25 protein-coding genes, 1 tRNA gene and 1 pseudogene are annotated in these 26128 nt (G+C 42.6%); 8 read left to right on the top strand and 19 right to left on the bottom strand.

The window, feature by feature from the left end:
- Nucleotides 1-5: 5 nt before the first annotated feature.
- From fba to pdhA, 3 genes are all read right to left on the bottom strand, one after another.
- Complete coding sequence (gene fba / locus WA1_RS44460) at nucleotides 6-1085, bottom strand: class II fructose-bisphosphate aldolase (protein WP_017744792.1); 1080 nt, start codon at nucleotides 1083-1085, stop codon at nucleotides 6-8.
- A gap of 241 nt (nucleotides 1086-1326) precedes the next feature.
- A tRNA-Lys gene (locus WA1_RS44455) sits at nucleotides 1327-1398 on the bottom strand.
- Between the two features lie 286 nt (nucleotides 1399-1684).
- Nucleotides 1685-2719: a pyruvate dehydrogenase (acetyl-transferring) E1 component subunit alpha gene (pdhA, locus tag WA1_RS44450; RefSeq protein ID WP_017744791.1), complete on the bottom strand. Its 1035-nt coding sequence runs from the start codon at nucleotides 2717-2719 to the stop codon at nucleotides 1685-1687.
- Nucleotides 2720-3428: 709 nt separating this feature from the next.
- Between pdhA and WA1_RS44445 the strand changes: the two genes are divergently transcribed.
- Entirely contained in the window at nucleotides 3429-5723 is a 2295-nt protein-coding gene (locus WA1_RS44445) for an IMS domain-containing protein (protein WP_017744790.1), read from the top strand.
- Nucleotides 5724-5818: 95 nt separating this feature from the next.
- Here the strand turns inward: WA1_RS44445 and WA1_RS44440 are convergent, their stop codons facing one another.
- Nucleotides 5819-6247, bottom strand: a complete 429-nt coding sequence (locus WA1_RS44440; protein WP_017744789.1) for a response regulator — start codon at nucleotides 6245-6247, stop codon at nucleotides 5819-5821.
- Between the two features lie 551 nt (nucleotides 6248-6798).
- On the opposite strand from WA1_RS44440, the gene WA1_RS44435 reads away from it, so the two are divergent.
- Nucleotides 6799-7119, top strand: a complete 321-nt coding sequence (locus WA1_RS44435; protein WP_017744788.1) for a slr1957 family protein — start codon at nucleotides 6799-6801, stop codon at nucleotides 7117-7119.
- 70 nt (nucleotides 7120-7189) lie between these two features.
- Here WA1_RS44435 and WA1_RS44430 read toward each other — a convergent pair whose 3' ends face one another.
- The 8 genes from WA1_RS44430 to WA1_RS44400 all read right to left on the bottom strand — a co-directional run bounded on the left by WA1_RS44430 (nucleotide 7190) and on the right by WA1_RS44400 (nucleotide 11543).
- Nucleotides 7190-7510: a HigA family addiction module antitoxin gene (locus WA1_RS44430; RefSeq protein WP_017744787.1), complete on the bottom strand. Its 321-nt coding sequence runs from the start codon at nucleotides 7508-7510 to the stop codon at nucleotides 7190-7192.
- 13 nt (nucleotides 7511-7523) lie between these two features.
- Nucleotides 7524-7799: a hypothetical protein gene (locus WA1_RS60955; protein ID WP_017744786.1), complete on the bottom strand. Its 276-nt coding sequence runs from the start codon at nucleotides 7797-7799 to the stop codon at nucleotides 7524-7526.
- Between the two features lie 100 nt (nucleotides 7800-7899).
- Entirely contained in the window at nucleotides 7900-8667 is a 768-nt protein-coding gene (locus tag WA1_RS44425; RefSeq protein ID WP_272819358.1) for a C1 family peptidase, read from the bottom strand.
- Between the two features lie 153 nt (nucleotides 8668-8820).
- The gene (locus tag WA1_RS57770; protein WP_017744785.1) at nucleotides 8821-9180 is read right to left on the bottom strand and encodes a hypothetical protein; all 360 of its coding nucleotides are present in this window, start codon (nucleotides 9178-9180) and stop codon (nucleotides 8821-8823) included.
- A gap of 65 nt (nucleotides 9181-9245) precedes the next feature.
- Nucleotides 9246-9707: a GNAT family N-acetyltransferase gene (locus WA1_RS44415; protein ID WP_017744784.1), complete on the bottom strand. Its 462-nt coding sequence runs from the start codon at nucleotides 9705-9707 to the stop codon at nucleotides 9246-9248.
- 256 nt (nucleotides 9708-9963) lie between these two features.
- Nucleotides 9964-10245: a class I SAM-dependent methyltransferase gene (locus tag WA1_RS44410; protein ID WP_017744783.1), complete on the bottom strand. Its 282-nt coding sequence runs from the start codon at nucleotides 10243-10245 to the stop codon at nucleotides 9964-9966.
- 104 nt (nucleotides 10246-10349) lie between these two features.
- Nucleotides 10350-11267 (bottom strand): histone deacetylase family protein, encoded by a 918-nt coding sequence (locus tag WA1_RS44405; RefSeq protein WP_017744782.1) that lies wholly within the window; start codon nucleotides 11265-11267, stop codon nucleotides 10350-10352.
- A gap of 54 nt (nucleotides 11268-11321) precedes the next feature.
- Nucleotides 11322-11543, bottom strand: a complete 222-nt coding sequence (locus tag WA1_RS44400; RefSeq protein WP_017744781.1) for a hypothetical protein — start codon at nucleotides 11541-11543, stop codon at nucleotides 11322-11324.
- Nucleotides 11544-11709: 166 nt separating this feature from the next.
- Between WA1_RS44400 and WA1_RS44395 the strand changes: the two genes are divergently transcribed.
- The 3 genes from WA1_RS44395 (at nucleotide 11710) to lnt (ending at nucleotide 17641) form a co-directional block, all read left to right on the top strand.
- Nucleotides 11710-13011 (top strand): chloride channel protein, encoded by a 1302-nt coding sequence (locus WA1_RS44395; protein ID WP_017744780.1) that lies wholly within the window; start codon nucleotides 11710-11712, stop codon nucleotides 13009-13011.
- A gap of 228 nt (nucleotides 13012-13239) precedes the next feature.
- Nucleotides 13240-15897 (top strand): DNA gyrase subunit A, encoded by a 2658-nt coding sequence (gene gyrA, locus WA1_RS44385; RefSeq protein ID WP_026134810.1) that lies wholly within the window; start codon nucleotides 13240-13242, stop codon nucleotides 15895-15897.
- A gap of 100 nt (nucleotides 15898-15997) precedes the next feature.
- Nucleotides 15998-17641, top strand: a complete 1644-nt coding sequence (lnt, locus tag WA1_RS44380) for an apolipoprotein N-acyltransferase (RefSeq protein ID WP_169886908.1) — start codon at nucleotides 15998-16000, stop codon at nucleotides 17639-17641.
- Between the two features lie 211 nt (nucleotides 17642-17852).
- Here the strand turns inward: lnt and WA1_RS44375 are convergent.
- Nucleotides 17853-18023, bottom strand: a pseudogene (locus WA1_RS44375) (IS4 family transposase); the annotation flags it as partial.
- 532 nt (nucleotides 18024-18555) lie between these two features.
- Between WA1_RS44375 and WA1_RS44370 the strand changes: the two are divergent.
- The 3 genes from WA1_RS44370 to WA1_RS44360 all read left to right on the top strand — a co-directional run bounded on the left by WA1_RS44370 (nucleotide 18556) and on the right by WA1_RS44360 (nucleotide 20637).
- Nucleotides 18556-18918, top strand: a complete 363-nt coding sequence (locus WA1_RS44370) for a type II toxin-antitoxin system RelE/ParE family toxin (RefSeq protein WP_017744774.1) — start codon at nucleotides 18556-18558, stop codon at nucleotides 18916-18918.
- Complete coding sequence (locus WA1_RS44365) at nucleotides 18915-19256, top strand: XRE family transcriptional regulator (RefSeq protein ID WP_017744773.1); 342 nt, start codon at nucleotides 18915-18917, stop codon at nucleotides 19254-19256. The genes WA1_RS44370 and WA1_RS44365 overlap by 4 nt, the downstream gene beginning before the upstream one ends.
- Nucleotides 19257-19611: 355 nt before the next feature.
- Entirely contained in the window at nucleotides 19612-20637 is a 1026-nt protein-coding gene (locus tag WA1_RS44360; RefSeq protein ID WP_017744772.1) for a phosphotransferase enzyme family protein, read from the top strand.
- A gap of 32 nt (nucleotides 20638-20669) precedes the next feature.
- Here the strand turns inward: WA1_RS44360 and WA1_RS44355 are convergent, their stop codons facing one another.
- From WA1_RS44355 to WA1_RS44335, 6 genes are all read right to left on the bottom strand, one after another.
- Nucleotides 20670-21851, bottom strand: coding sequence for an acyltransferase family protein (locus WA1_RS44355; protein ID WP_017744771.1), 1182 nt, complete (start codon nucleotides 21849-21851; stop codon nucleotides 20670-20672).
- Between the two features lie 22 nt (nucleotides 21852-21873).
- Nucleotides 21874-22083, bottom strand: coding sequence for a hypothetical protein (locus tag WA1_RS57765; RefSeq protein ID WP_017744770.1), 210 nt, complete (start codon nucleotides 22081-22083; stop codon nucleotides 21874-21876).
- Nucleotides 22084-22640: 557 nt separating this feature from the next.
- Nucleotides 22641-22769 carry a hypothetical protein gene (locus WA1_RS60950; RefSeq protein WP_272819357.1) on the bottom strand — a complete coding sequence of 43 codons (129 nt, stop codon included), beginning with the start codon at nucleotides 22767-22769 and terminating at the stop codon, nucleotides 22641-22643.
- Nucleotides 22770-22998: 229 nt separating this feature from the next.
- On the bottom strand, nucleotides 22999-23604 hold the full coding sequence (locus WA1_RS44345; protein ID WP_051077065.1) for a hypothetical protein: 606 nt from the start codon (nucleotides 23602-23604) through the stop codon (nucleotides 22999-23001).
- A 121-nt stretch (nucleotides 23605-23725) separates the two neighbouring features.
- Nucleotides 23726-25378 carry a TrbI/VirB10 family protein gene (locus WA1_RS44340; protein ID WP_017744768.1) on the bottom strand — a complete coding sequence of 551 codons (1653 nt, stop codon included), beginning with the start codon at nucleotides 25376-25378 and terminating at the stop codon, nucleotides 23726-23728.
- Between the two features lie 27 nt (nucleotides 25379-25405).
- A complete protein-coding gene (locus tag WA1_RS44335; protein ID WP_017744767.1) occupies nucleotides 25406-26092 on the bottom strand; it encodes a hypothetical protein in 687 nt (228 codons plus the stop codon).
- Between the last annotated feature and the right edge of the window lie 36 nt (nucleotides 26093-26128).

Below are 26128 nucleotides of genomic sequence, written 5' to 3'. Positions count from 1 at the left end.
TTGCATTAGACAACGGCAGCTTTTTTTGTAATGGCGCTGAGTTCACCCTTAGCGTATTTAGCAGCAAATTCCTCAAGGGAGATTTGCTTGATCTTGCTAGCGTTACCAGCAGTACCAAATTGCTGATAGCGATCGCCACAAACCTTCTGCATATATTTGATAGAGGGCTTCAGGAAGTGACGGGGGTCAAATTCCTTGGGATCTTTTGCCAAAGCTTCACGGACTGCTGCAGTGATAGCCAAACGGTTGTCGGTGTCAATATTTACCTTACGTACACCACTCTTAATACCTTTTTGGATTTCTTCCACAGGTACACCATAGGTTTCAGGAATTGCACCGCCATACTGGTTAATCAGAGCCAGCAAATCTTCAGGTACTGAGGAAGAACCATGCATTACCAAGTGAGTGTTAGGCAAACGGCGGTGAATTTCTTCAATGCGGCTGATGGCTAGAATTTCCCCGGTCGGCTTGCGGGTGAACTTATAAGCACCGTGGCTGGTACCAATAGCTACCGCCAAAGCATCGACTTGAGTTTGTTCCACAAAGTCAACAGCTTGATCTGGGTCAGTCAGCAGTTGGTCGTGGGAAAGCTTACCCTCAGCACCGTGACCATCTTCTTGTTCACCCATACCAGTTTCCAATGAACCCAAGCAACCAAGTTCACCTTCAACGCTGACACCTAGCGAGTGAGCTACCTTGACCACTTCACTGGTAATGCTGACGTTGTACTCGTAGCTAGCGGGGGTCTTAGCATCGGCTTCCAGCGAACCGTCCATCATGACGCTGGTAAAGCCGTTCTTAATAGCTGAGTAGCAAGTAGCAGGTTCATTACCGTGATCCTGGTGCATGGTAATGGGAATGTGAGGATAGGTTTCTATTGCTGCCAAAATGAGGTGACGCAGGAAGTTTTCACCAGCATACTTACGAGCGCCTCTAGAGGCTTGCAAAATCACAGGGCTATCTGTCTCTTGAGCAGCTTGCATAATCGCTTGAATCTGCTCCATGTTGTTCACGTTGTAAGCAGGTATGCCGTAACCGTTTTCTGCTGCGTGGTCTAAGAGCAGTCGCAGGGGTACGAGCGCCATAGATAGTCCTCCTAAATGTGATGTTCAGCTAATGGGTAAGACAAGCGTAAATTATTACGCTATTTTTAATATTATTTTAAGCTTATAGGAAATTATAACTAGTGTTGTAGCTTTATGTTGAAAAACTTTAAGATATTTCGTTAATCGTAAACTTTTTCGTTTCTTTCTGTGAAGAATCGTTAAGGTCATCCAGGGTTGGTACCTACACAAAGACGCGCCATGGCGCGTCTCTACATTTTTATGGGTCGCCCGGGATTCGAACCCGGAACTAATCGGTTAAAAGCCGAGTACTCTACCGTTGAGTTAGCGACCCTTTCGCTTCTCGACTATGCCATCATAGCACAATCGGAAGTTTTGTAAAGGGGTTAGAAAAAATTTATTTTGTGGTTAGTTGTTAGTGGTTAGTTGTTAGTGGTTAGTGGTTGGTGGTCACTGGTCACTGGTCACTGGTCACTGGTCACCGATCACTAGTTGGTAATTTCCAAAAAATAAATTATCTCCTCTTGTGGGGTAGGCGTCCTCGCCCGCCCTTATATTAACACTCTTTCCATTTAGCTAATCCCTGAGTAGTTTTGTAACAACTAACAACTAACCAACAATTATTCATCTTCTGCAAATACAAAGCGATGTAACTCGCTTGGGCTTGGTTCGGGGCTGCTTTCAGCAAATTTGACGGCTTCGTCGATGACTTGCTGCACCTGATGGTCAATGTCTTTGAGTTCTTCGCTAGAAGCTAAGTTTTGCTCAACTAGATAAGCAGCAAACTTTTTGATGGGGTCTCGGGAGAACCAAAATTCCTTTTCTTGTTTGCTTCGCATTTCATCTGGGTCAGCGAGGGAATGACCCCGGAAACGGTAGGTCAGTGCTTCAATGAGGGTGGGACCTTCTCCCGCACGCGCACGGGCTACTGCTTCGGTGGCTACTGCTCGCACAGCTAAGATATCCATCCCGTCTACTTCCACACCCACCATATTAAACACACTGGCTTTCTTGTAAATTTCTGGTTGGGAAGTCGCCCGTTCGTGAGCCATACCGATCGCCCACTTGTTATTTTCTACTACAAAAATAATTGGTAGATTCCACAGAGCCGCCATATTTAAGGTCTCAAAAAACTGACCGTTATTGGCAGCGCCATCCCCAAAAAAGCAAGCCGTCACTTGATCGGCGTTTTTATCCCCCAAGACCTCGCGACGGTATTTGCTCTGAAAAGCTGCTCCTGCTGCTACGGGAATCCCTTCTGCTACAAAAGCGTACCCACCCAAAAGACGGTGTTCGGCGGAAAACATATGCATGGAACCACCACGTCCTTTGCTGCATCCTGTTGCTTTGCCAAATAACTCCGCCAATACCTCCTTTGCTGGGACTCCCGCACTCAAAGCATGAACGTGGTCTCGGTAGGTACTACAAACAAAATCTTCTCCTGGTCGCATCGATTTGATCACGCCAGTAGAAATCGCTTCTTGACCGTTATACAGGTGTACAAAACCAAACATTTTGCCCCTGTAGTACATTTCGGCACACTTGTCCTCAAACAAGCGTCCCAACATCATGTCCTCGTACAATACTAACCCTTCGTCTCTAGTTATTTGTACGGTTGTTGTATCAAATTTAGGTAATGTGCGTTCTTGGCTCATTATTTCTTGGTATTCCTGTCGTAAATCTTAAAGTTACTATGTGAGCAAATTTGCCAAAATGCAGCGTAAGCTTTTAAACAAGATAGCATTTCAACCAGTGGCTAGCGAAACAGCGATCGAAGACATAATTTGATGACTGGTAACTAGCAACTGCTGTTATAGCTGTTGGCTATAAATTAGCTGTCTCGATAGTCAGTTTTCTGCCTATTTATTAACAATTTCACAAAATGATAGCAAAAGTGTTATCTTTCTTGAGATAATTGCTATGGAAGAATAACTGTGATATACTTCGGTTCTCTCTAATGGAGAAAGTATAAAAAAGGGGGTTCTTTCACCATATAGTCGGAGAAAATCTATCTGAATCAACGGCAGGAATGATTTAGTTATAAACTCGGAAAAGAGAATAAATATATACTTCTATATATTCCTGCCAAAACAGCACTACTATAAGCGCTGTCAGAAAAAGCGAGACTCATTATCTATTGTTTGTTACCAGGTGGCAAGTACATTTACAGAAAAATAGTAAAAATAATCTTAAACAGAGAAACTCTGTCTCGGAAACAGCAAAATATTATCATTGAAGCGTGGGCAAAAGTTCTGTAGAGCACATTTATAGTGCTATGTTACTCAATTGGGATAATGATAAATTTTTACAACTCAGTCATGCTGTAGGAAAATTATGTTTATCGTGCTGCAGGGGAAGTAGGCTGTGCGAATTCCGCTAGATTACTACCGAATTTTAGGCATACCGATGGCGGCAAGTGAGGAACAGTTGCGGCAAGCATATGGCGATCGCATTATGCAGCTGCCAAGACGCGAGTATTCCCCTGCAGCGATCGCATCGAGAAAAAAACTCATTGAGAAAGCTTACGTTGTCTTATCAGATCCTAGAGAACGTAAAACATACGATAAAGTCTACTTAGCTGAAGCCTATGGTTCTGACAACCATCAAGATAGGACAGTGGCTGTTGAAACTGCCAATCGAGGCAATAGAGATTTTGACTCACTCAATCTGAGCATTGAAATTGCACAAGACGAATTAGTGGGAGCACTCCTAATTTTGCAAGAATTGGGAGAGTACGAACTCGTCCTTAAACTTGGTCGCCCCTACCTCATCAATAGAAATGTTACGGGCAAACGATACGTCAATAGAGAAGACAGCGAAGAAAACTACACTGTTGAACTACCAGATGTAGTTCTCACTGTTGCCCTTGCTTGTTTGGAACTAGGTCGCGAGCAATGGCAGCAAGGTCACTATGAAAATGCGGCAATTTCCTTAGAAACCGGAGAAGAACTACTAGCGCGGGAAGGGTTGTTTCCCAGTGGTAGATCTGAAATTCAGTCTGACCTCAACAGATTGAGACCTTATCGCATTTTAGAGCTGCTAGCACTGCCTGAAGAAAATACAATCGAAAGATCCCAAGGATTGCAATTATTACAGAAAGTTCTTGATGAGCGAGGTGGCATTGATGGCTCAGGAAATGACCAATCAGGTCTAAATATTGATGACTTTCTCCGATTTATTCAGCAACTGCGTAATTACCTGACAGTTACAGAACAGCACCAATTATTTGAAGCGGAAAGCAAGCGTCCCTCAGCAGTTGCAACGTATCTAGCAGTTTACGCCTCGCTGGCGAGAGGATTTGCCCAACGTCAACCCGCATTGATTCGTCAAGCAAAGCATTTACTGATACGCTTGAGTCGGCGTCAAGATGTTCATTTAGAACAGTCGCTCTGTGCCATGCTTTTAGGGCAAACAGAGGAAGCCACTCGTGTCTTAGAACTCTCTCAAGAGTACGAAGCCCTAGCTTTTATTCGGGAATATTCTCATGATTCTCCAGACTTGTTACCGGGATTGTGTTTGTATGGAGAACGCTGGTTGCAAAACGACGTATTCCCTCACTTTCGAGATTTGGTAGACCAACCAGCTTCCTTAAAAGATTATTTTTCAGATGCCGGTGTACAAGCTTATTTAGAAAACTTGCCAACAGAAGAAGAAACAACTTATGAATCGGCAGGTACTTACTCCCAGCCATCCGCTCAAGCACAAACAAATCGTCGCCACCAGAACAGTTCTACAACAACCCCAAGGCAATTCCCAGCAACAAGAACACCATTAGTAGAACAACCAGAAATCAGACCAGAGCAAAGGCAAGACAATTTACGCTTGTCTCAATCCGGTGGTTATGCGTCCCCCAGCCCTTATGGCAATGTCAGCAGACAAGCAGAAGTTTCTGTAAACTCACTGCCCAATACCGAATACTATCCTGGAGAGACATATCACAATTTAAATGGTACAGTCAACACCGCTCCTCCCCAATCAAGGAGACAAATACGACAGCCCACTCATTTAGGGTACGTTTCAGAAAACAATCCCGTTCCATCGCGCCGCAGACGGACACGCAATCGGCGATCGCAACTGCGCTTATTGTGGATAATATTCGCCTCTGCAGCAAGTGTAGTCGTATTGTGGTTTGTCATTTCAACAACGATTGGATTTTTCAAAAATCTTTTGTCCCCCGGAGCATCCTTAAAAGGCGAGCAAGTCTCAGTAGAACTCAACCAGCCGCCAATACCCATTCCCGACCCCACCAGCAAACCACAACTACCCGCCGGGTCTTTGACAGAAGAAAAAGCTAGAGAAATTGTTCAGACTTGGCTGGATATCAAAGCCACAGCTTTTGGCTCGGAACACGATCTCTCCCGTTTGGAGCATATTTTAGTCAGTCCAACCTTAACAAAATGGCGGCAGTGGGGGCAACGAGAAAAAGATAAGAATCGGTATCGAAAATACGAACATGATGTAAAAGTAGAATCCTTGGAGACCAATCGAACTTCCCAAAACCAAGCTGCAGTAGAAGCAGCGGTCACTGAAGCCACAGAATTTTATGAAAACGGTCAAATGAAAAGGTCAGATAAAGAAAAATTACGAGTCAGGTATGATTTGATTCGTGTGGACGATGGGTGGCGTATCCGCGATATGTCAGTGACCAGTAATCAGTGACCAGTGACCAGTAATCAGTGACCAGTGACCAGGAGTTTCATTTCTACTCCCTACTCCCTACTCCCTACTCCCTACTCCCTACTCCCTCAAAGTAGCTATTGTTTTCCGATCTGTAGTTCCATTTCTACCCACTTGTGGGCTAGCAAGCGATGGACTCGCTGACGCAGCACGTCCCAATCAAATGGTTTTGTGAGATAGCCTGTTACCCCTGCATCAATTGCGCGAGCGACAAACTTTTTGTCTTCAAGAGCAGTAATCATTAAAATTGGCGGACAGCGATCGCCCAAAAGGATTTGCAGTTGAGAGCAACAAGTAAACCCATCCATCTCTGGCATCATAGCATCTAATAACACCATATCTGGCGGTTGTGCCTGACAGATATCCAAACATTGTTGTCCGTTGCTAGCCTCAGCAACAGAATATCCTTCTTTTTCAATAGCCTGACGCAGCACAAACCGCATTGGCTTTTCATCATCAACAACAAGAATCACAGGTGGATTACTGTCAAAGACGGAATTTATCATCCTGACTCCTTGGATGCTCTCACTAATAGCAAAGAAGTTCTACCCGTTGATACTCTTTTTTTTATTTCGTGACCAGCGTAAAAGTACGGCGTTGCCTATCTTTAAATATAAATGCTCGCGCCCTCGTCGCACTTGTCACTAAGGCGTTCTTTGCGCCTTTGCGCTCGTATGAAAGTTCTTAATACTTTTTGCATGATTCTATAACTGTGGAAATCATATTTTAAGTTTTTTATCATTTTCTGCCTTCTGGTGGTTTCGTTACACATTTTTTTCAGATACTTTGAAGTTACTGCTCGCTCCAATATTAAGAATTATTGAGCTACCAAGTTTCAAGTAAAGTTTATTTTCTTTTCGTACAAGAATCGGCAAGCGGCTGTTAGTCTGTGAATATGTGAGTTTTATAGAAAAGCTCCAACAGATGTTTTAATTTCTTAACCAAGCTTAACAACAACCAAATAATCCTTAGGTTATGGACTAAACAGGTTATTTGTTAGGACTATTTCAAGACTAACGATTCATCAATTATGCTAATTCAATTCCCTAGACCGAGTATGAAACATTATCATCTGGAATGGATCGCGGAATGGTGCCAGGACAACGGCTGGACAGATTTATTTGAGGAGCGGCGTAATAACTACTGGGCTTTTCCACCCGGTGCAGTCATGCCCGAACCCATTCCAACTAAAGTATTAAGATTGATTAAAAGTCAAAAGGGAATGACTTTGGACGAGAAGTTTTGGTCTGTATCAGCAGTAGTAGGTACGATCGCAGCAGTTATTTCTACCTATGTGTTGAAATGTCCAATGCCTCTTGTTTTGGCTTTTGCTTTCGATGCAGTGACAGCAGCTCGACTAGAGATTGAGGAAGCTTAAATAGATACTTGTTAGTTGTTAGTTGTTAGTGGTACAAGAATTAACTACTAACTACTAACTACTAACCAATTCAAATTCTTATCTCTTCGTCCTTTCTGTTGAAGCGTGCAATAGTTTGGAGGTCTTCTTCTTCTTCCTTGAGTGCATGATACAGTTCCCAATTCTGTTGCAAGTTCAACCAAAAGTCTGGGCTGTTTCCAAAAAACCTTGATAGTCGGAGTGCTGTACTTGGCGTGATACCGCGCTTTTCGTTTACTAGCTCGTTAATCCTTTGATAAGGAACATGAAGTGCATCTGCCAGTTCGCGTTGTGATACTTCCGTTGGTTCTAGGAAATCCTTAAGTAATATTTCGCCCGGATGTGTAGGTGGTCGTTTTTGTGGAATTCTCATGGCTCAATACCTTCTAATGGTAGTCACCATCTAGACTGTAATCATAATCGCCGTCGATCGCATAGTTTTCGCAGAGTGCATCTAGCTCCTCAAGAAATTCGCTGCTATCCTCTATTGTCAAGTCAAAGTTAAGAATATTAACAATATAGCTTTCTTCATCTTCCTGTTCTTCATATTCGTAGTCAAAATAATAATCTTCCTCGCTTTCGACGTAGCTCATACAGAGTTCGTCTAAAACCTCAATAAAACCCTCTGGGTCTTCAGTGGTAACGTAGAAGTCGAAAAGCAACAGGGAATTTTCGTCAGCAAAGAACGATTCGTCTTCTTCCCAAACCCCAGCACTAAAGTCAAGGTCGCTGACAGATTTAATGATCCATGAGTCGTGACCATTATACTCCTGATGGATGACATAATTGTAAGGGATGTAACAATATCCGCGATCGCGAAGCGCAAGCCGTACCCGGCTTATCGCCCCATTCCGAACCCCAAGAATTACGCACGATAAACACGCGGTCTTTGTCAGAGTAGCCAACACAGAGCATTGCATGCCATCCGTGGGTGGAGCGTACATTATCTGATTTCTTGGGCAAAGGTACGCGTCCCCGATTGCGTGTGGCATCATCAAAAGACTCAAACGTGTTCAGGGCAAAAGCAATGGGATAACCTTCTGCTAAGGTATGTTTCCACAAGTCAAGGTCAGTTTCAATAAACTCAGCTTCTTCTATTTTGAAATTTGCCGCATGTTCGTAAGCAGAACTGTCTGGTTCTTGGAAAATCAGCTCCTCATCATTGGGCCAAATGTCCTCACAGCACGCTCCATAGTCGGTTAGAGCTTTGATGGCAAGTTCCATTTGTGTCCCGCGATCTTCTTGTTCGTTGCCATTAAGAGAGCGGGCGTTATAGTAAACAAATAAACGGCTCACATCACCAGATTCGCCTAAATCTCGTTGAGCAAGGTATTCATAAGCACCTACAAATGCATTTGCAACACAGCTATTACCAACCTGCTCTTCCACTTCGGTCATGTATTTACGCAGGTCAACTTTCGGCGGTAAGCGATCGCTATCAAAACGATCTGTGTGGTGAATTTTAGCGTCTTCTGATTTCTTGCCAGGACGATAACCACCAATGCGATATTTTCTAGTTTGTGTAAACATTGTTACTGATGTACTATTTTTCATTCTTGTATAACTCACTATCAGTAATTCGTAAAGTTTTTCTCTTCTAGATATCTGTAAAGAAATATATGCAGAGTCAACAAAGGTTTTGTTAAAAAATATGTAGAGTTCAAGACAAAAATATGCCATCCATTAGACCAATTTGCCTTCATACAAAGTATGAAATAGAGGCATTTCTTCGCCAATCGCCATTTTTACATCTGTACGAACTAGGCGATCTAGACGATTTTTTTTGGTCTTACACGACTTGGTACGCTCTGAAGGATAGCTAGCGATCGCGAGCATGGCACGCCAAAGGCAATCTCTAACAATTTCTTTTTGTCGCTTGAGCCGATCCTCAACTATGTAATCCTTGAGTCCTTCTTCCCTGTGATTCTCCACAAGCCCTAACTGAAGTGCGTAGCGTCTTGTAGCCTCTGACCAGCACCAGAAGATCGAAATAGGTGCTTCCAAGAATGCCTTGAGACGCGAGTGAATTGGGGTTTCCAGCACCTATGCATCACGTCCAATTCTATTTCTTTGTCCACTTCTTTGTCCACCTCACAAGGATTCCAAACCTACCCAGGAACGGGAAGCCGCATGATACAGAGCGTTTCATTTGCTTGCTCGTAGAATTCTGCTCCGAATTGGCAGTAGAAGCCCGGTTGATCTGTGCCAAGAAACATTTCTGAGAAGCCTAGTTGTTTTGCTTCATACAAAAGTGCTCGAACGAGACTGGTTCCAACTCCACACCCTCGGTACTGAGGTAAGACAAACAGTGCTGCCAGCCAGGGGTATAGGTGAGGACGATGTTCATCATCGTTTGCGATCAGGTTTATGGTTCCAGCAGGCTGTCCTTCTACTAAAGCCAGTAGAGAGAGAGGAATCTGGGCTGCATCGCTTGCTTGGCGTAAAAGTCGCTCGAAGGTTTCTACGGTGTATCCAGTTTTATCTGCCCAAAACTCTGTGTAAATCCAGGTTGCAACCTGCTGAATACAATCTGGATGATTAAATAAGTGATGGATAGAAATCTCGGTCATAAATATATCAGAGGATGTTTTAAAAGGGTTGTTCTATGTCATGTTGAACACAGCGTTCCGTTTCGTCGCTCCACTGCCCTCTGGACACGCTGCGCTAACAGAATGACAAAATTATACTTTCTCGGACTTTTAAAACATCCTCTCAAGCTGTGAGCAGTGCGGTTCAGATAACCAAAACGTAATTTTTGTATCTCTCATAATTACAACGATACCACAAGAAAGAAAAAAGGCGGACTTAATGAGTCTTTATGCTTATTTACCTGATACAAGCATCCATCAACGCTTTCGCCCTTTCACTAGCTTGTTCTACCCATTGCGCTTCCTTATCGATTCCTGTTACCTTGGCATTTAGGGGGAGAATATCAGCAAGTATCTGTCCCCAATGACCAATTCCGCAACCAACATCTAGCACGGTGCTGACTTTTTCCAATCCCCACCGCTTTCCCATCAGTTCTAGAAAATCCTGATTCCACCAGAAGTTTCTTTCTTCATTAAAGTAATCCGCAGAGTGAGGCTTATATTTCTCTGATTCGCTCATGGTGGCTTGCCAAGTTGGTAGTAATAATTACTGATTGAACTTGTACTAATAGATCTTATACCAATTCTATATGAGGGTGTGAAATCATTACTTGATGAGGCACTTCAAACCAAACAGTGTTCAATTGTTTCGACAACTGATTTAGAAAGGGATTCAAAATCGTAACCACCTTCCAATCCGAACAAAATTTTACGAGTTATTCCCAAGCAATAATCAGTGAATATGCCATAATCTTTTGGCTGTAAATCTATGCTTGCTAAAGGATCGTCAGCATTGGCATCGTAACCAGCACTAACAATTAACAAATCTGGTTGAAACTGTGACAAAAAAGGTATGACCTTTTTTTCAAATACGGGCTGGTATACCTGCATATTACTACCAGGAGGCATAGGTAAATTGAGTACATTATCATGAAAGCCTTTTTCTATTCCTCTTCCAGTCCCTGGGTAGCAGGGATACTGATGCAAGGAACAGTAAGCAACTTGCGGGTGTTCTTCGACAATTGCTTGTGTGCCATTGCCATGATGGACATCCCAGTCCAGAATGGCTACACGATTGATTCCTGGTTTTTGCAAGGCATAAAATGCAGCAACAGCAGCATTGGAAAATAAACAGAATCCCATCCCCTCATCACTGACAGCATGATGCCCTGGTGGACGTGCCAGGACAAAAGCTGGTTTGCCAGTTTCTAGCACAATATCTACTCCATCCAACCAGGCGCTAACTGCCAGTAAAGCAACATCGTAACTGCGGGGGGAAACAGGGGTATCTCCATCCAAATAACCGCCACCAGCAAGAGCAATTTCTCGAATTTTGTTGATATGGCGTTGAGTATGCGCTTGTTGCAAAAAAGACATGAGGGGTCGAGTTTCTGGTGAGGATGGCGATCGCCATTCAATTTGTTCTGCAAAAGCAGCTTGTTTGAGGGCAGTCGTAATTGCTGTTAAACGTTCTGGTTTTTCTGGATGAAAAGACCCCGTTTCATGATCTAGAAACTCGTCGGAGTAAATAACTGGCAACATAGAGCTAATGGTTAATGGCTAATGGCTAATAGCTATTAGCCATTAGTGTAGTAACTATTCTTTGGTAAAGCCAATCGTTTCGTCGGTTGGTTCATCAATCATTTCCGGTACGACGGCTGGGTTACCTCTGAGTTCATCAGGTGATAAAGAAAGCAACACGTCGTCCATTTTTGGAGGATGCTTAATGCGATCGCGCAATTCGGGGCTTAATTGTGACTCATCAGTTTGTGGATTTGTTTTTTCAGCTTGATTGGGAGTTGTTTCGTCGCTGTACATGGATACTTACTCCAACCTTGATATACCTTGAGCCTAGACTTTCACCTTAAGAGCTACACACTACCTTGGGGCTTAAATTCAAATGCTCGTTTATCCGCCACACGCGTTAGCATAGTAAATATAAAGATTTCATAACATTTGTTTTGTTGAGAAAGGAATATCACTTGTGCTACCAGACAATCGCCCTCCTCACGGACAAACTCAACGCCGGACTTTTCGTCAACTTTTTGGACTGATAAAACGCAATCCCTTCACAATTTCTCGTTGGGTTTTACGCTGGGCGGTTGTGGGGACTGTTTGCGGTTTATTTGCGGGGTTGTATTGGAGTGTACTGGAACTGATGATTCACGGGCTGGAAAAATTTCAAGGTTGGAGTCTGTTAATCATTATGCCAGTCGCTGGTTTAGCGATTGGTTTAGTCATTCACTTTCTTGGCAATCCCGGTGAAATTGCTGCGATCGTTGATAACATCCATCTTCAGAATGGACGCTTGGATGCTCGCAAAAATCCTTCTATGATTCTGGCTTCTTTGCTCAGCATCTCAGCAGGTGGTAGTGCTGGACCGGAAGCGCCACTGGTACAGGTGACAGGTTCTTTTGGGACTTGGGTTGCTGACCGTTTACGACTCGAAGGTGAAGACGTGAGGTCGATGAGTTTAGCTGCAATGGCTGCTGGCTTTACTGCTTTGTTTGGCGCTCCTCTTGGTGGTGCTATATTTGCTTTGGAAATTTTGCATCACCAGCACATTGTTGAGTATTACGAAGCTTTAATGCCTGCTATTGTTTCTAGTTGTGCGAGTTATCTGGTTTTCGCTGCAATTACACATTTGGGAGTTGCGCCAACCTGGCACTTTCCGCAATATCACGTAGACAGTATTGACGATTTTGCTATAGCTATTGTCTTTGGAATTGTGGGAGTTATTGCTGGGTGGATTTTTATGGGGATTTTTCGAGCCTGCGATCGCATTTTTGCCCAAATCCCAGGACCCATTTATTTTCGCACAACACTAGCTGGCTTGGGACTTGGTATTTTAGCGGCTGTCTTACCACTTACCCGTTATTTTGGACATCATGAGTTAGAAGTTGTTCTAAATCAAAGCTTTCCGGCTGTTTTCTTGTTTTTGCTTGCTTTTGCAAAAATGGCATCTATTAGCGTGACTGTCACTGGCGGGTGGCGCGGAGGATTTATCATCCCCCTATTTTTTACAGGAGCTTGTTTGGGTAAAGCTGTGGCTAGCTTAATTCCGGGATTGAATTCCACACTTGCCATGATTTGTACAATGGCGGCTATCAATGCAGCAGTGACGCGAACACCTATCAGTACAACCTTACTACTGTCAAAATTAACCAATTCTAGCCCCTTCACGCCAATTTTGTTTGCCAGTTTGATTGGATTTTTTCTCGCTCCTAAAGTCCCCTTGATTGAATCTCAACTCAAAAATCAATCTTCAGAGGTCAGCTACCAGTAATTGGGATTTTGGATTTTGGATTTTGGATTTTGGATTTTGGATTTAATGACGCTTGACCTGGTCACTGGTCACTGGTCACTGGTCACTGGTCACTGTTCCTGCCAGCAAACAGCAAAATATGTTAGAATTGTATCAAATTATGGCAGTTATTCAGCGTTAATTCGGAATAATTTTGCTTTTTTTTCACTATCAAGGCTAAAATCTGCGATTTTTGGAGTTTTTTAGGTTATGACAACCTCTCAGGAGAGGATTATCCCGACCGATCTGGGGAACGAAATGTCCCGGTCTTATTTAGAGTACGCCATGAGCGTGATTGTAGGTCGGGCACTGCCAGATGCCAGGGATGGTCTGAAACCTGTGCATCGTCGTATCCTCTATGCTATGCATGAATTGGGATTGACCGCAGATCGCCCTTTTCGTAAATGCGCTCGTGTAGTAGGGGAAGTATTGGGTAAATATCACCCTCACGGCGACACAGCAGTCTATGACGCTCTAGTGCGGATGGCGCAGGATTTTTCCATGAGATCGCCCTTAATTGCAGGGCATGGAAACTTCGGCTCTATAGATAATGACCCACCTGCGGCAATGCGATACACCGAATGTCGCTTGCAAGCTTTAACGAGTGATGCTTTACTACAAGATATTGAGTCAGAAACCGTCGATTTTGTGAATAACTTCGACGGTTCCCAGCAAGAACCAACTGTCATGCCTGCACGTGTTCCACAGTTGCTGCTCAATGGTTCTTCTGGTATTGCCGTGGGTATGGCAACCAACATTCCCCCTCATAACTTGGGTGAGTTGATTGATGGATTGGTAGCACTGATTCACAATCCAGAAATTAGTGATATTCAATTGATGCAGTATATTCCCGGTCCTGATTTTCCCACAGGTGGTCAGATTTTGGGTACAGGACCAATTAAAGAGGCTTATACTATGGGGCGTGGTTCCATCACCATGCGCGGTGTAGCTCAAATAGAAACCGTAGAACAGAGGGGACGCCCGGATAGAGAAGCAATTATTGTCACCGAATTGCCATACCAAACCAACAAAGCAGCACTGATTGAAAAAATAGCTGAGTTGGTGAATGACAAGAAAATAGAGGGAATTGCAGATATTCGAGATGAAAGCGATCGCGATGGAATGCGAATCGTGATTGAACTCAAGCGCGATGCTTATCCCAGGGTTGTCCTGAACAATCTCTACAAACAAACGCCAATACAAGCCAACTTTGGGGCGAATATGTTGGCGATTGTCAATGGCGAACCTCAGGTTATCACCCTTAAGCAATTTTTGCAAGTCTTCCTAGATTTCCGCATAGAATCCATTATCAGACGCACGCAATATGAACTGCGGAAAGCTGAGGAACGCGACCATATTTTGCAAGGGTTATTGATTGCCCTATCTCACTTAGATCAAATTATTAACTTAATTCGCCATGCACCTGATGCGCCTACAGCAAAAGGAGAGTTAATCACAACCTACGGACTCTCTGAAGCTCAAGCAGATGCGATTTTGCAGATGCAACTGCGGCGTTTGACAGCCTTAGAAGCAGATAAAATTCGCTTGGAACACGAAGAATTACAAGCCCTCATTACTGATTTGCGCGATATTCTCGCACGTCGAGAGCGAATTCTGGAAATTATTGAGAACGAGATTAAGCTGCTCAAAGCGAAATACACAACGCCCCGCCGTACAGTGATTTCGCCTTTGGAAGGGGAAATAGATGACCGGGACTTGATTGCCAATGAAAAGGTTGTCATTTTAGTGACCGAACAAGGCTACATCAAACGGATGCCAGTCAACACCTTTGAAGCGCAAAGCCGTGCGACTAGAGGCAAAGCCGCAGCAAAGATGAAAGAAGATGATGGTGTTGAGCATTTCCTCACTTGCTGCGACCATGACAGTGTTTTATTCTTCAGCCAGCGAGGTGTTGTTTATTGCCTCAAAACTTATCAAATACCCGTGAGTTCTCGTACTAGCAGGGGTACACCAATTGTCCAATTGCTACCCGTTCCTAAAGAGGAAAAAATTACCTCAATAGTTCCGGTTACGGAGTTTAGCCGCGACGAATATTTGGTCATGCTCACCAACGGCGGCTATATCAAGAAAACTGAATTGGCAGCTTTTAGTAATATTCGTGCCAATGGCTTGATTGCGATCTCTTTAGAAGAAGGGGATCAACTCCGTTGGGTGAGAAGGGCAAAAGTGGAAGACAGCGTTATCATTGGTTCGCGTCGGGGTATGGCAATTCACTTTAGATGCAATCACGCACAACTGCGTCCTTTGGGACGGGCGACTCGTGGGGTAAAAGCCATGAAACTGCGCGATAAAGATGAACTGGTAGGGATGGATATTCTTCCAGCAGCTATTCTAGCCACTTTAACTACAACTACAGACACAGATACAGATACAGAAGCTGAAATTCTGGCCACTTTAAATACAGACACAGATTCAGAAGCTGAAATTGAGGATGTCGAAACGGAAGAACTCCTTGAGGTTGATGTGAATGAAGAATCTGTAGAAGTTGCTGGTAACGGCAGTACCGAGCCGTGGGTGTTGGTGATTACAATGGGAGGGTACGGCAAGCGCGTACCGGTTTCCCAGTTCCGCCTGCAAAAGCGTGCCGGTCAGGGTCTTATGGCGACTAAATTCAAAAACCGCAAAATCAAAGACCAACTGGCAACCTTACATATCGTTAACAATGATGATGCGGAGATTATGATGGTCACCAGTCGCGGTATCATCATTCGTCAGGCGGTGAATGCGATTTCAATTCAATCGCGATCGGCAACTGGGGTACGAGTGCAGCGCCTTGACGAAGATGACGTTATCACGGGAGTGGCAATAGTTCCCCCCGATACTGTTGATGCAACCGAAGCAGAGTAAGAATTTTGGATTGTGGATTTTAGATTTTAGATTAAATTTAAAATCCAAAATCCAAAATCCAAAATCCAAAACCATTATTGCTCTCCTCAGTGGAATTTTGATGGGGTTGACTGTTGCGCCTTTTGGTGCTTGGTTCTTGGCATGGGTTGCCCTAGCCCCCCTATGGGTACTCGTTGTTAATTCTGCACAACGAAACAACCCATCCCCCCCTTCCTCCCTCTCTTCCTCTCTCCCTCTCTCCCTCCCTCTAGCCTGGGGTATTGGTTATCACGGAATCGCGTTGTCTTGGATTACTGGAATTCATCCCATGACTTGGATGGGGGTTCCTTGGTTGGCAAGTTTAGCGATCGCATTATTTTGCTGGACGTTCATTACTTTGTGGGGAGCAGCATTAGTTGCTACTTGGGCAACTTGTTTTTCTTTAATTTTAGATTTTAGATTGCCGATTTTAGATTGGTTTAAAGTTACCTTCAAACGAGAAAATAAAGCCCCCATAGATCGATCCAAAATCCAAAATCCAAAATCTAAAATCCAAAATGGATTTGTTCGCGTTCTTATTGGCACAGCTATCTGGTGTGGATTAGAAGCACTTTGGAGTGCTGGCCCGTTGTGGTGGAGTTCTCTTTCTTACACGCAAAGTCCGCAAAATCTCGTCATTTTACATTTAGGTCAACTATCTGGACCTAATGCAGTGACGGCGGCTATTGTAGCAGTAAACGGTTTGCTTGCAGAAGCATGGATAAACCGCAGAAGCGCAGAGAATACAGAGGAAAGAATGAAATTTCTTCTCTCTGCGACCTCTGCGCCTAGAAGGTTCAATTATTTAGTTTCTGCAGCTGCACTATTTATTTCTCTCCATCTCATTGGTTTGGGTTTATATAGCCGTCCTTTAGTTCAAAAACCAGAAGCCGCGTTAAAAGTGGGGATTGTTCAGGGAAATGTTCCCAATGAAATTAAACTGTTTCGAGAAGGTTTTCGCCGTGCTATTGAAGGTTACACCAAGGGTTATATCACCCTCGTAGATCGAGGTGTTGATGCAGTGCTGACTCCAGAGGGGGCTTTGCCTTTTTTCCAGAACGATATTATGTCGAGTTCTTTAGTAGCTGCGGTGCGGGAAAAAAAGAAAGTTGCTTGGATTGGGGGTTTTTATAGAGATGGACGTAGTTATACAAATAGTTTATTTACAGTTACGGACAGTGGTGTGATTTTTAGTCGCTACGGCAAAGTTAAGATGGTGCCGATTGGGGAATATGTTCCGTTTGAGGAAATTTTGGGTGGTATTATTGATCGTTTGTCACCTTTGAAGGAACACCAGGTGGCGGGGAAGCAAAATCAAATATTTGACACGCCTTTTGGTCGTGCTATTGTTGGGATTTGTTATGAATCGGCTTTTTCAGAACATTTTCGCCGTCAAGCTGTGGCGGGGGGAGAGTTTATACTGGGACCTTCTAATGATGCTCACTACAGTGCGGCTATGCCAGCGCAGCATCACGCACAGGATATTATGCGGGCAATTGAAACTGATAGATGGGCAGTGCGGGCAACAAATACGGGATATTCTGCTTTTGTCGATCCTCACGGTAGAACATTGTGGATATCGGGACACAATACTTACGAAGTTCGTGCAGAAACAATATATCGTCTTCAAAGTAAGACTTTATACGTGCTTTGGGGTGATTGGTTGACGCCGTTATTGTTAGGAGTGAGTGGTTTGGGATGGTTTGTAGGGTATCGGTTTTGGTAATTTTATAAGAGTTTAGGAACCGCAGATGAACGCAGACGAACGCAGATGAAGAGGGATGTATGGAAATTGTGGCAAGTTGGATGAAGGAAGGTATTCAAATCGAAAGACGGGTAGGTTGGGTTGAGGAACGAAACCCAACATTTACAGATATTTGTTAGGTTTCCCCCATTCGTGACAGGTTAAGAAAATGGCACATCTGTCAAGAGGGTGCGGGAAAAGGAGACAAATCCAGTTGAGAGACTGGCTTTCGGACACTTTTAACCACACCTAAGTCCTGGTTTTCTTGAGCAGTAAAGTACTTAACTGGGTCATCTGCCTGACCTTTATCATAAGCAACACTAAAATGGTATAAACCGCGATAAGTCATCTCTTTAGACAAACTTTTCATTATTTAGTTTGGCATTTTTCTGTAACCAAAAAAATAATAAGTAACCCTGAAAAATCGTTCTACTTCTGGTTGTTAACGGGAATACCTCTGAAAAGTTGCCTCCGGCTTTAATAATGATAATAGATTAGGAGGAGGGAGTTGCAAGCTTAGCTTGCAACTCCCTCCTCCTTTTTACAATATTATCATTCTAAAAAACGGTTATATCTTCCTTTAGATGAATTGACAAAATTACAATTGTTTTAACCTGTCACGAATGCGGTTCAGTTAGTGATGTTGATTCCTCAAAGATCCCCCCTCTATGCATAAGCTGAAAAGGGGGTTTTGGGGTGATTGGTTAACGCTGTTATTGTTAGGAGTGGGCGGTTTAGGATGGTTTGTGGAAAATCGCTTGTAGTGATTTTTTGACATGGCTTCCTTTTGACACTCTCCAGCTATCAAGTTATGTCGTTTACAAAGCTATCGCCATACAAAAAAACACCAAAATAATATCATTGACGATATATATCATAAATGATAATGTATTGGTATGTGTTGGAACGTTGAATTTTATCCTCTATTTGCACAAGAGTTCTTGGAATTTTCCGAGGCGGTGCAGGATGCTTTATTAGCAGAAGTGGTGATGCTGGAAAAGTACGGCCCGCAGCTAAACAGACCTCATGTGGACACACTCAATGGTTCTAAGCATACAAACATGAAAGAGCTAAGGTTTAAAGCGGACAACGGTGTGTGGCGAACTGCGTTTGCCTTCGATCCGAAACGACAAGCAATTCTACTTGTCGCAGGCGAAAAATCTGGGGTGAGTGAGAAACGGTTTTACAAGCAGCTTATCAAAAAGGCCGATGAACGCTTCGACAATCATTTGACCCAGTTAAAGGAGGACAACCAATGACCAAAGGGAAAATTTTGCAAAGTATATGGGATAATTTGCCAGACGAGCGCAAGCAACGGATACAGGATCGGGCTGAAGAATTAGAAACTGAATATCTCACTTTGCAGGAACTGCGAAAAGCCGCAGGGCTAACGCAGGCGGAAATTTCACGAAGCTTGCGAATGCCGCAATCTAACGTGTCACGCCTGGAAAGAGAGTCTGATATGTTGCTGTCTACTTTGAGGAACTACATTGATGCTATAGGCGGTAATTTAACTATTGTGGTTGAGCTTCCGAATAAGCCACCTGTTCGCCTGAATACGTTAAGTGACCTTGTAAGCCAGGACGTGGATGAGTAAAATATAACGTTTACAATTACGGATGCGATCGCATTCTGGATGCTGTCAAAGACCCAAAAGCAAGACTATGGTATGTACAAAAAACAATAGAAAATGGTTGGAGTAGAAAGAGCAATTAGAAGCAGAGTTAGACGCGGTTTCTGTGGAAATTGCAGATTCAAAATAAAATCTAAGAATTAAGTAATGGCTCAAGACAAGGTGCAAAAGTTAATTTAACAAGCTGAGAAAGTTAGTGATGTTCATTTCTCAAAGATCCCCCTTTGCATAGCTGAAAAAGGGGGGTTTTGGGAATCGAGTCTTACAGCGTTTTTCATAAAAATTTACTAAACTATAGGTATTTGCCCGTAAAAATCAAATGAAGCCTTTTGCTGAACTTAGCTATAGTGGTCAAGTGAAGCGGCTCTTGCGGTTAGCACAGTCTGCTTTGCTCAACTACAACATAGATAAAAGCCGCTTAGTATGTCTGGCACATGGCGAGAACACTACATTTAAAGTTGAGTTAGGGTCTGATAAATTAAGTGAAACATTGGAAAAAACAGACTTTTGGTATGTGCTTCGGATTTATCGACCAGGTAAACACGATTTTGCTTCAATTCATTCGGAATTACTCTGGTTATTGTCGCTACAAAATAAAACTGATTTAGCAGTTGCACAACCTGTATCGGCGAGTGATGGTTCGCTTTTTGTGATGGCAGAAGCGGTGGGAGTTCCAGAAGCACGATATTGCACTCTTTTTCGTTGGCTTCCCGGTCGATTTTTAGATGCTGGACTGAGTCCAAAAGCAATTATGCTGATGGGCATATTTTTGGCACAGTTGCATCAATATAGCCAGCAGTTTATTGTTCCAAAAGGCTTTGTGCGACCCCAAATAGATGAGGAAAGATTGTTCGGAACATTTCCTACAAGTTTGCCAATTGAAAGCACATTGCTAGTATCACAGAGCAATCAAGCTGTGCTGGAAGCATCTGCTAAAAAAATTCGCTCTTCCATGCAATATCTCAGACAGCACAGAGAGTTCTTTGGTCTTATACATGGTGACTTACATTACGGAAACTGTAAGTTTTATAAAGGCAAGATACAGGTATTTGATTTTGATGATTGTGGTTGGAGTTATTATCTCTATGATTTGGCTGTGACACTTTATTACTTCCGTAACCGATCTGAGTACCCAGTTTGGCGAACAGTTTTACTTGAAAGTTATCAAGAAATCTGCTCGCTTCCCAAGCAAAATGAATCTTGCTTAGATGCATTGATTGCTGCACGACGCTTACATTTATTGCGTCACCTCCTTCAACGTCAAGACAATCCAAAATTAAGAGCGCTTACACCTAAATTTATAGATTCCTCTGTGGAAGAGTTGAATAAATTCTTAAATCAATGAGTTTATTTGCCTGACTGTCATTGTTCACTCTGTCAACTACTCACAGCATCTTTTACCTTGCGCTTTTTCAAAAAATGGGACATGAAAGGTCGCTCAACAAATAAGTAAAACAAATAGGCAAACAAGAGCGACATGACTGTACTTAATATGTAGTACGTTACACCAAACATTGTCGGGGACATTTGCCAACTCAAAAGCACTTGACGTACTAGCATTAACACCGGACCGTGGGTAAGGTATAGACTGTATGAAAAAGCTCCAAGTGCAATTGCCCAAGGATGTTCAAATAGCCTTAACAAAAGAGGTGACTTTTTCTCTTCTACCACCAGTTGTGTAAAACAAATAAATAGACAGGCAGAGGCAGCACCCAGAAAACTTTGCCCAACCCAGAATTCCAATCCCAAGCGTCTCCATTCGGTAACAAAAGCAATCAGAGTGAGAATAACTGCCAGCATACCCCAAGGTATGGATTTTTTGAGGTTGATTAACTTTGGATTTTGAGAAAATCCAACATCTGCTGCTAGCATCCCTAAAGCAAATATGCCAAGAAACCAAGGACAGGCTGTTTCTATAAATCTATTAAAGAGATATAGAGGTGCTAAACCGATTAAAAAAGCTGCAATGACTACTACTGTTATGCCAAAACGTCTCCATATGGGTAGCAACAAAAGTGGAAACAAAAAGTATAGTTGCCATTCTGTTGCCACACTCCACATAGGAGAATTAATAGAGTGGTACGTATCGGAGCTAAAGTTGTGAATTAATAGTAGGTGAGTAACAACATCAACCCAGGCAAAGTAGGGAGAAAAGGGTGCTTCTGGTATTTCTGTCCAGCGGAAATTAGTAAATTTTTCTATAGCAACTACAGCAACTGCTAGTAACAAACTCAATACAAGGGCAGTATAGTAAGGAGGTAAGATTCGACGCGATCGCCGTTGAATATAATTTAACAAACCACCTGAAACAAATCCGGTTTGCGAACGGACAACTGGCAACATCAAAACATAGCCAGAAAGCACAATAAAAACCACTACACTAAATGCACCATATCTCAACAGTTTAGTAAAAAGTGATAACCATTCCGGCAATTGCTCTCCTGTAAATGGGTCAATGTGGACTAGTACTACATATAGAGATGCGAGTCCGCGTAAGCCATCCAAGTATTGAAGACGCAGCCTTTGTTCAGTAAAGTTATTAGATTTGAATATTTGCACTTGATAAATCTCCTGCCAAATCTTACGTAAGCGAAATTTCGATATATCTAGTGCTGATAAATTCAACACCGTTTTGGATATAAACAGAGTTACCTAGTTTGCCAAAAATACTCTTGTACAGTATGTTTCGTAACCTTTTTCCTAAGAAAATTGTAGGAATCTGACCTAACAAAGTTGTTAAGAAAAGCTCTTGTAAACGCTTAGATTTTGAAAAAATTTGCTCATTTTTCATGGTTAGATAACTCTTGGTAAAGTTGTTTTTAGTACTTATGAGCAGCTATAAATTCTTGTATAAATTAATTCTAGCTACTGAGCTTTATACTCATCTGTCTTGGTCTGATTTTGAAATTACAAAACTATGTAAAAACTTCAAATAGATAAAGTCTAATTCCTGAGAGAACGTTTGAGAAATTCAAAAAATAACTCTTGAGAGAGCTAGAGCGTCGATCCAGTAGTGAAAATGGGGGCAACAAACCCAGTTTCTCTTCGTTGCAAAGCTTGATGTCTTGTTGGCTCAATTTCAAGAAACCGGATTTTTATGATTATAGTTCAATTGCTTGATGCGCCTCTATTCCAAACTTTTGTTGTAATTAATCAACAACAAAATATCACTACAAGGCGACAGCAAGTATTGACCTGTTCAATATCACAGGCTAGTCTTTAACTATTTAGTTACAAAAATTACTCTTTCAACGCGATCGCATCTATTGAATATATGAAAAATTCTATATTTAACGATGTGAGTGTTGAAATTATTATTGTATTGTATTTACATACAAAAACAGCACATCAAGGGGGAGTTTCACCAACTTCAGCCATTTCATTGAAGTTCGACATCGGTGCGTACAAATAAGTACTTCCCCGACTACTATAACGGCTTTCTTGTTGCCAGTTTCTAGAGTCTCGATCTGTAATCATGATGTGCGATAATCATTTTTTAAGTTAACGGATAGAAAATAAGTACATAACTAATTACTTAAGATAGCAAACAGTTTTTAAACTAAATTTAAAGTACTGATGAAATATATGAATTTTTTATGAAATCTTAAAAAACTTTTGCTGAATCTTGCTATTTCTACTTAGAATTTAATTTTGCTAAGTACTAATGGCAACAATGATTTTTGATAATCCTATCCCTTTATAACTATTAGTTGTCTCTCCTTTCGAGGTTTGTATTCCCATAATCTTGTCTGTTGTTTCTTGTGGCGCAAGACCCTGCACCAGCATAAGAGGGATCGGCAAAAACAGCTAAGGTGTTATATTCGGGCGCACCTTCTCCGTAGTTCACTCGGAAGGTGTACAACTTTTTTTGTCCTTGCTTTTCAGTTACCACAGTGAGAAGTGAGGAGTTCGTGTTGGGAAGCCCAGGAATGTTAAGTTTTTGAATTCGTCTGAGGTGAATGACGCTTGCTGCTGAGTTTTCACAATCTCCTGTTTCTGAGCCTTGTTGACCAGACTGCAAGCACATGGGACCATCAAAATCTAATGTGACTTTCGACGGGTCATCTAACCAAACTTTTTTAATTGTTTCTCCAGCTTGAATAAAGCTTAAGTTTGTCCCTTGCTGAAACCAAACTGTGATATTGGGTATTGCTCCTCCTAAACCTTGGGCTTGGCAAGAAAATATGGAACGCAAAACGGCGTTATTAGCTAAGGCGCTACTTGCTAGCAATAACGTTGCAGCTGAGAAAAAGAAGGAAACTAGAGGGAGGTAATAAGGATTGTGCGGGGTGTTTTTTGGAATGTCGTTCATGACTAAGTTTTTGGGTTTTGAACCGCAGATGAACGCTGATGGACGCTGATAGTTTTTTGTCGGAGCGGCAAGATCTCCGACTTCTTTAAGAAGTCGGGGATCTGAGCAAACTTGGTAGTCTTTAAAATTGCGTTGCTCGATCAACTCTAACTTCCACTTTTGTTCCTGCTGGTATCCACCAAATATTATTTCTCTGCGCTTTTTGGGATTGTGCTTGTTGAGTGCGTCGGGTTAATTCGGGAATGAGAGATCTTGTACCGCCTTCTAAAATTCCGGCTGCAATGTTTTCGTTATAGTCGGTTTGGGAAACCAAAGTAGAACCATTATTCTCCCCGTTGACTCCTACAATTGGGACAGGAACCAATTTTTGCCGAGGACGGTTGGGTAACTCTGCTGCTTTTTGAGCACCCCCCAAGGCGAATAACATGACATCACGTCCGATGGATGGCCCTCCACCGGTATACTGGGTTGCAACTGGGGGCTTACCACCTGCACCACTAATTGTCAATGCATCTTGCGGTACGGTCTTTTCTATGCGATCGCCATTTTTTTCTTCCCAAATAACTTTATCTACATCAATATCCAGCAAACCTCCTTCAGAAATAGAACGAACTTTAGTATGTAGTTCTGCGTTTGCTGGTATGACAACAGAACCATCTTCAGCTTTTAATGCTTCCCTTAACCGCACCACAAATATTTGATTATTATTATTATTATTGCTCTCACGACCTCTACTGACTGTTCCATATAGACCCTTTACCAAAGTAGCCTTGGCGCTAGTTCCGACCACTGTTGATTTGGTTGCTTTAGTTCTCCTCTGTGCTACTAGGCTATCTGTAGAATTTTCTGGAGGCGTTATTCTCACAGGCGGTCTGGGAGTGACTAGAGGTTGCGGTGCTTCTATTTCATTAGGTCTGCTAGCGATTGTTGCATTACTAGTATTTTGATTATCAGGGGTAGAGACTTGACCGTAGCTACCCAGTTTTGCTAATCTTGCCCACTCCTGAAGGGGATCTGGTGGTGGAGTAAATTCTACAGATGACCCAAGTGGGGGCGGAACTGGTGGTAGTTCGATGGGTAGAGGGTTAGGTGTTCTTGCTATAGCTTGAGGCGCTCGAACGGGGCGATCGACTGTTACAATTCTATCTCGGTAAATAGTTCGCACGACGGGGGGTGCTGGTATTCTTTGTACTATCACCCTTGGTTTGTCTCTGGAAGAATCTCTCGATTCCAACTGTGGATTTGGTCTGAGCGCAATTCGAGATGTTTCTGGTTTTAAGTTTCTGAGTTGTTGTTGTGCTGCTTTGACTGCTGCTGCTTGTTCAGTGAGAGCAAGTTTCGATTTTAGTGCTTCATTTTCTCTTTCTAGCTGCTCTATGCGTGATTCTGGTTTGGGCTGTGGTGGCGCTTGCGTTACCAAACTGCGATTTTGACTGCTGGGCTTATTGTTGGTACCGCTCATTAACTGTGTCAAAAACGTGCCAGCAACTACAACCATAGCCAAAGTTGCAGCCCCCACTACGCCTAGTTTGGCAAAGGGATTGGAGGATAGGGGTTGCTTCGTTTGAAGTTCTTGTGGTTCTTGTGGTTCAGGAACTGATGGTTGTTTTATGGAAACTGAACCCTCTTCAGAAGAAGGAGATTCTTCTTCCAAGCCAACTAATCTTGCCATCCGTGATTCCAAATCCGAAGAGTCTTCGGGTTGGAAATCCCCCGAATTCAAAGGGGTATCTGAACTACTGAAAGATTGAGAGGGCGTTTGGTATCTAGTCATTGTATTATTTAGTAGATAAGCTTTACTTTAGGAACACTTATTATCTGTTATCTCACATATATTGTATATTTCTAGCTTTGCTTCGCCGAGGCGATGCACTGCTAAATCTAGCGGAAGTGGGACTTTGGGTAGTGATGTTGCCTGTTCGTCTATTGCCTGGACTAAAATTTGTTTCCGAAAAGGAGTAGTCTCTCCTAAGGGATCGGAACTTGTAAAAACTATGTGATTGCCAATTATCTCTACTTTCCACTTGCCATTCTCACTCTCAATCTTTGTTGGTTCAGAGATTCTTTGTACCACTAACACAGATTCAGTTCCTTTATTGATATTTCCCGCTTGATTTTCTGGAATTAATTTATCAACTTCTAGCTCGAATCTTTGCCGCGCATTGCCTGCTAGCAATTGAGAACTCAATTGCCAGACTGTTCTTGGTGGCTGTTTTTGCGACCAGGTCAACATTAAGGTCATGGTTTCACCCACAAAGCGACGAATGGTCTCTGGGTTCCGCTCTAAATTCTGTTTGGGGTCTGCTGTTATGGCACTACCATCAGCAAGTTGCACCAAACTTTGAGTTGTATTTCTACGATTTAACTGCTGCAACATCGAACCATGAAACATGAGTACCAACAAAGCTAACAAATTTAGACCGAATGTTGCTACTGCTAACAGTGGTAGTATATTGGTTTTTTTGTTTTCTTGTTTAAGTAATTGCATTTTATTAAAGTTTATAGATTCGATTTTTTCTAAAAA

The sequence above is a fragment of the Scytonema hofmannii PCC 7110 genome, from assembly GCF_000346485.2.
GTDB classification, from domain to species: domain Bacteria; phylum Cyanobacteriota; class Cyanobacteriia; order Cyanobacteriales; family Nostocaceae; genus Scytonema; species Scytonema hofmannii.
The sequence above is the reverse complement of the archived record's forward strand: the minus strand, read 5'-3'. Positions and strand labels throughout refer to the sequence as shown.

Excerpts from the sequence above, each read along its gene's own strand:
- fba (WP_017744792.1), bottom strand. The coding sequence starts at position 1,085 with ATGGCGCTCGTACCCCTGCGACTGCTCTTAGACCACGCAGCAGAAAAC.
- pdhA (WP_017744791.1), bottom strand. The coding sequence starts at position 2,719 with ATGAGCCAAGAACGCACATTACCTAAATTTGATACAACAACCGTACAA.
- WA1_RS44440 (WP_017744789.1), bottom strand. The coding sequence starts at position 6,247 with ATGATAAATTCCGTCTTTGACAGTAATCCACCTGTGATTCTTGTTGTT.
- WA1_RS44435 (WP_017744788.1), top strand. The coding sequence starts at position 6,799 with ATGAAACATTATCATCTGGAATGGATCGCGGAATGGTGCCAGGACAAC.
- WA1_RS44430 (WP_017744787.1), bottom strand. The coding sequence starts at position 7,510 with ATGAGAATTCCACAAAAACGACCACCTACACATCCGGGCGAAATATTA.
- WA1_RS44425 (WP_272819358.1), bottom strand. The coding sequence starts at position 8,667 with ATGTTTACACAAACTAGAAAATATCGCATTGGTGGTTATCGTCCTGGC.
- WA1_RS44415 (WP_017744784.1), bottom strand. The coding sequence starts at position 9,707 with ATGACCGAGATTTCTATCCATCACTTATTTAATCATCCAGATTGTATT.
- WA1_RS44410 (WP_017744783.1), bottom strand. The coding sequence starts at position 10,245 with ATGAGCGAATCAGAGAAATATAAGCCTCACTCTGCGGATTACTTTAAT.
- WA1_RS44405 (WP_017744782.1), bottom strand. The coding sequence starts at position 11,267 with ATGTTGCCAGTTATTTACTCCGACGAGTTTCTAGATCATGAAACGGGG.
- WA1_RS44400 (WP_017744781.1), bottom strand. The coding sequence starts at position 11,543 with ATGTACAGCGACGAAACAACTCCCAATCAAGCTGAAAAAACAAATCCA.
- gyrA (WP_026134810.1), top strand. The coding sequence starts at position 13,240 with ATGACAACCTCTCAGGAGAGGATTATCCCGACCGATCTGGGGAACGAA.
- lnt (WP_169886908.1), top strand. The coding sequence starts at position 15,998 with ATGGGGTTGACTGTTGCGCCTTTTGGTGCTTGGTTCTTGGCATGGGTT.
- WA1_RS44370 (WP_017744774.1), top strand. The coding sequence starts at position 18,556 with ATGTGTTGGAACGTTGAATTTTATCCTCTATTTGCACAAGAGTTCTTG.
- WA1_RS44365 (WP_017744773.1), top strand. The coding sequence starts at position 18,915 with ATGACCAAAGGGAAAATTTTGCAAAGTATATGGGATAATTTGCCAGAC.
- WA1_RS44360 (WP_017744772.1), top strand. The coding sequence starts at position 19,612 with ATGAAGCCTTTTGCTGAACTTAGCTATAGTGGTCAAGTGAAGCGGCTC.
- WA1_RS57765 (WP_017744770.1), bottom strand. The coding sequence starts at position 22,083 with ATGAAAAATGAGCAAATTTTTTCAAAATCTAAGCGTTTACAAGAGCTT.
- WA1_RS60950 (WP_272819357.1), bottom strand. The coding sequence starts at position 22,769 with ATGATTACAGATCGAGACTCTAGAAACTGGCAACAAGAAAGCCGTTAT.
- WA1_RS44345 (WP_051077065.1), bottom strand. The coding sequence starts at position 23,604 with ATGAACGACATTCCAAAAAACACCCCGCACAATCCTTATTACCTCCCT.
- WA1_RS44340 (WP_017744768.1), bottom strand. The coding sequence starts at position 25,378 with ATGACTAGATACCAAACGCCCTCTCAATCTTTCAGTAGTTCAGATACC.
- WA1_RS44335 (WP_017744767.1), bottom strand. The coding sequence starts at position 26,092 with ATGCAATTACTTAAACAAGAAAACAAAAAAACCAATATACTACCACTG.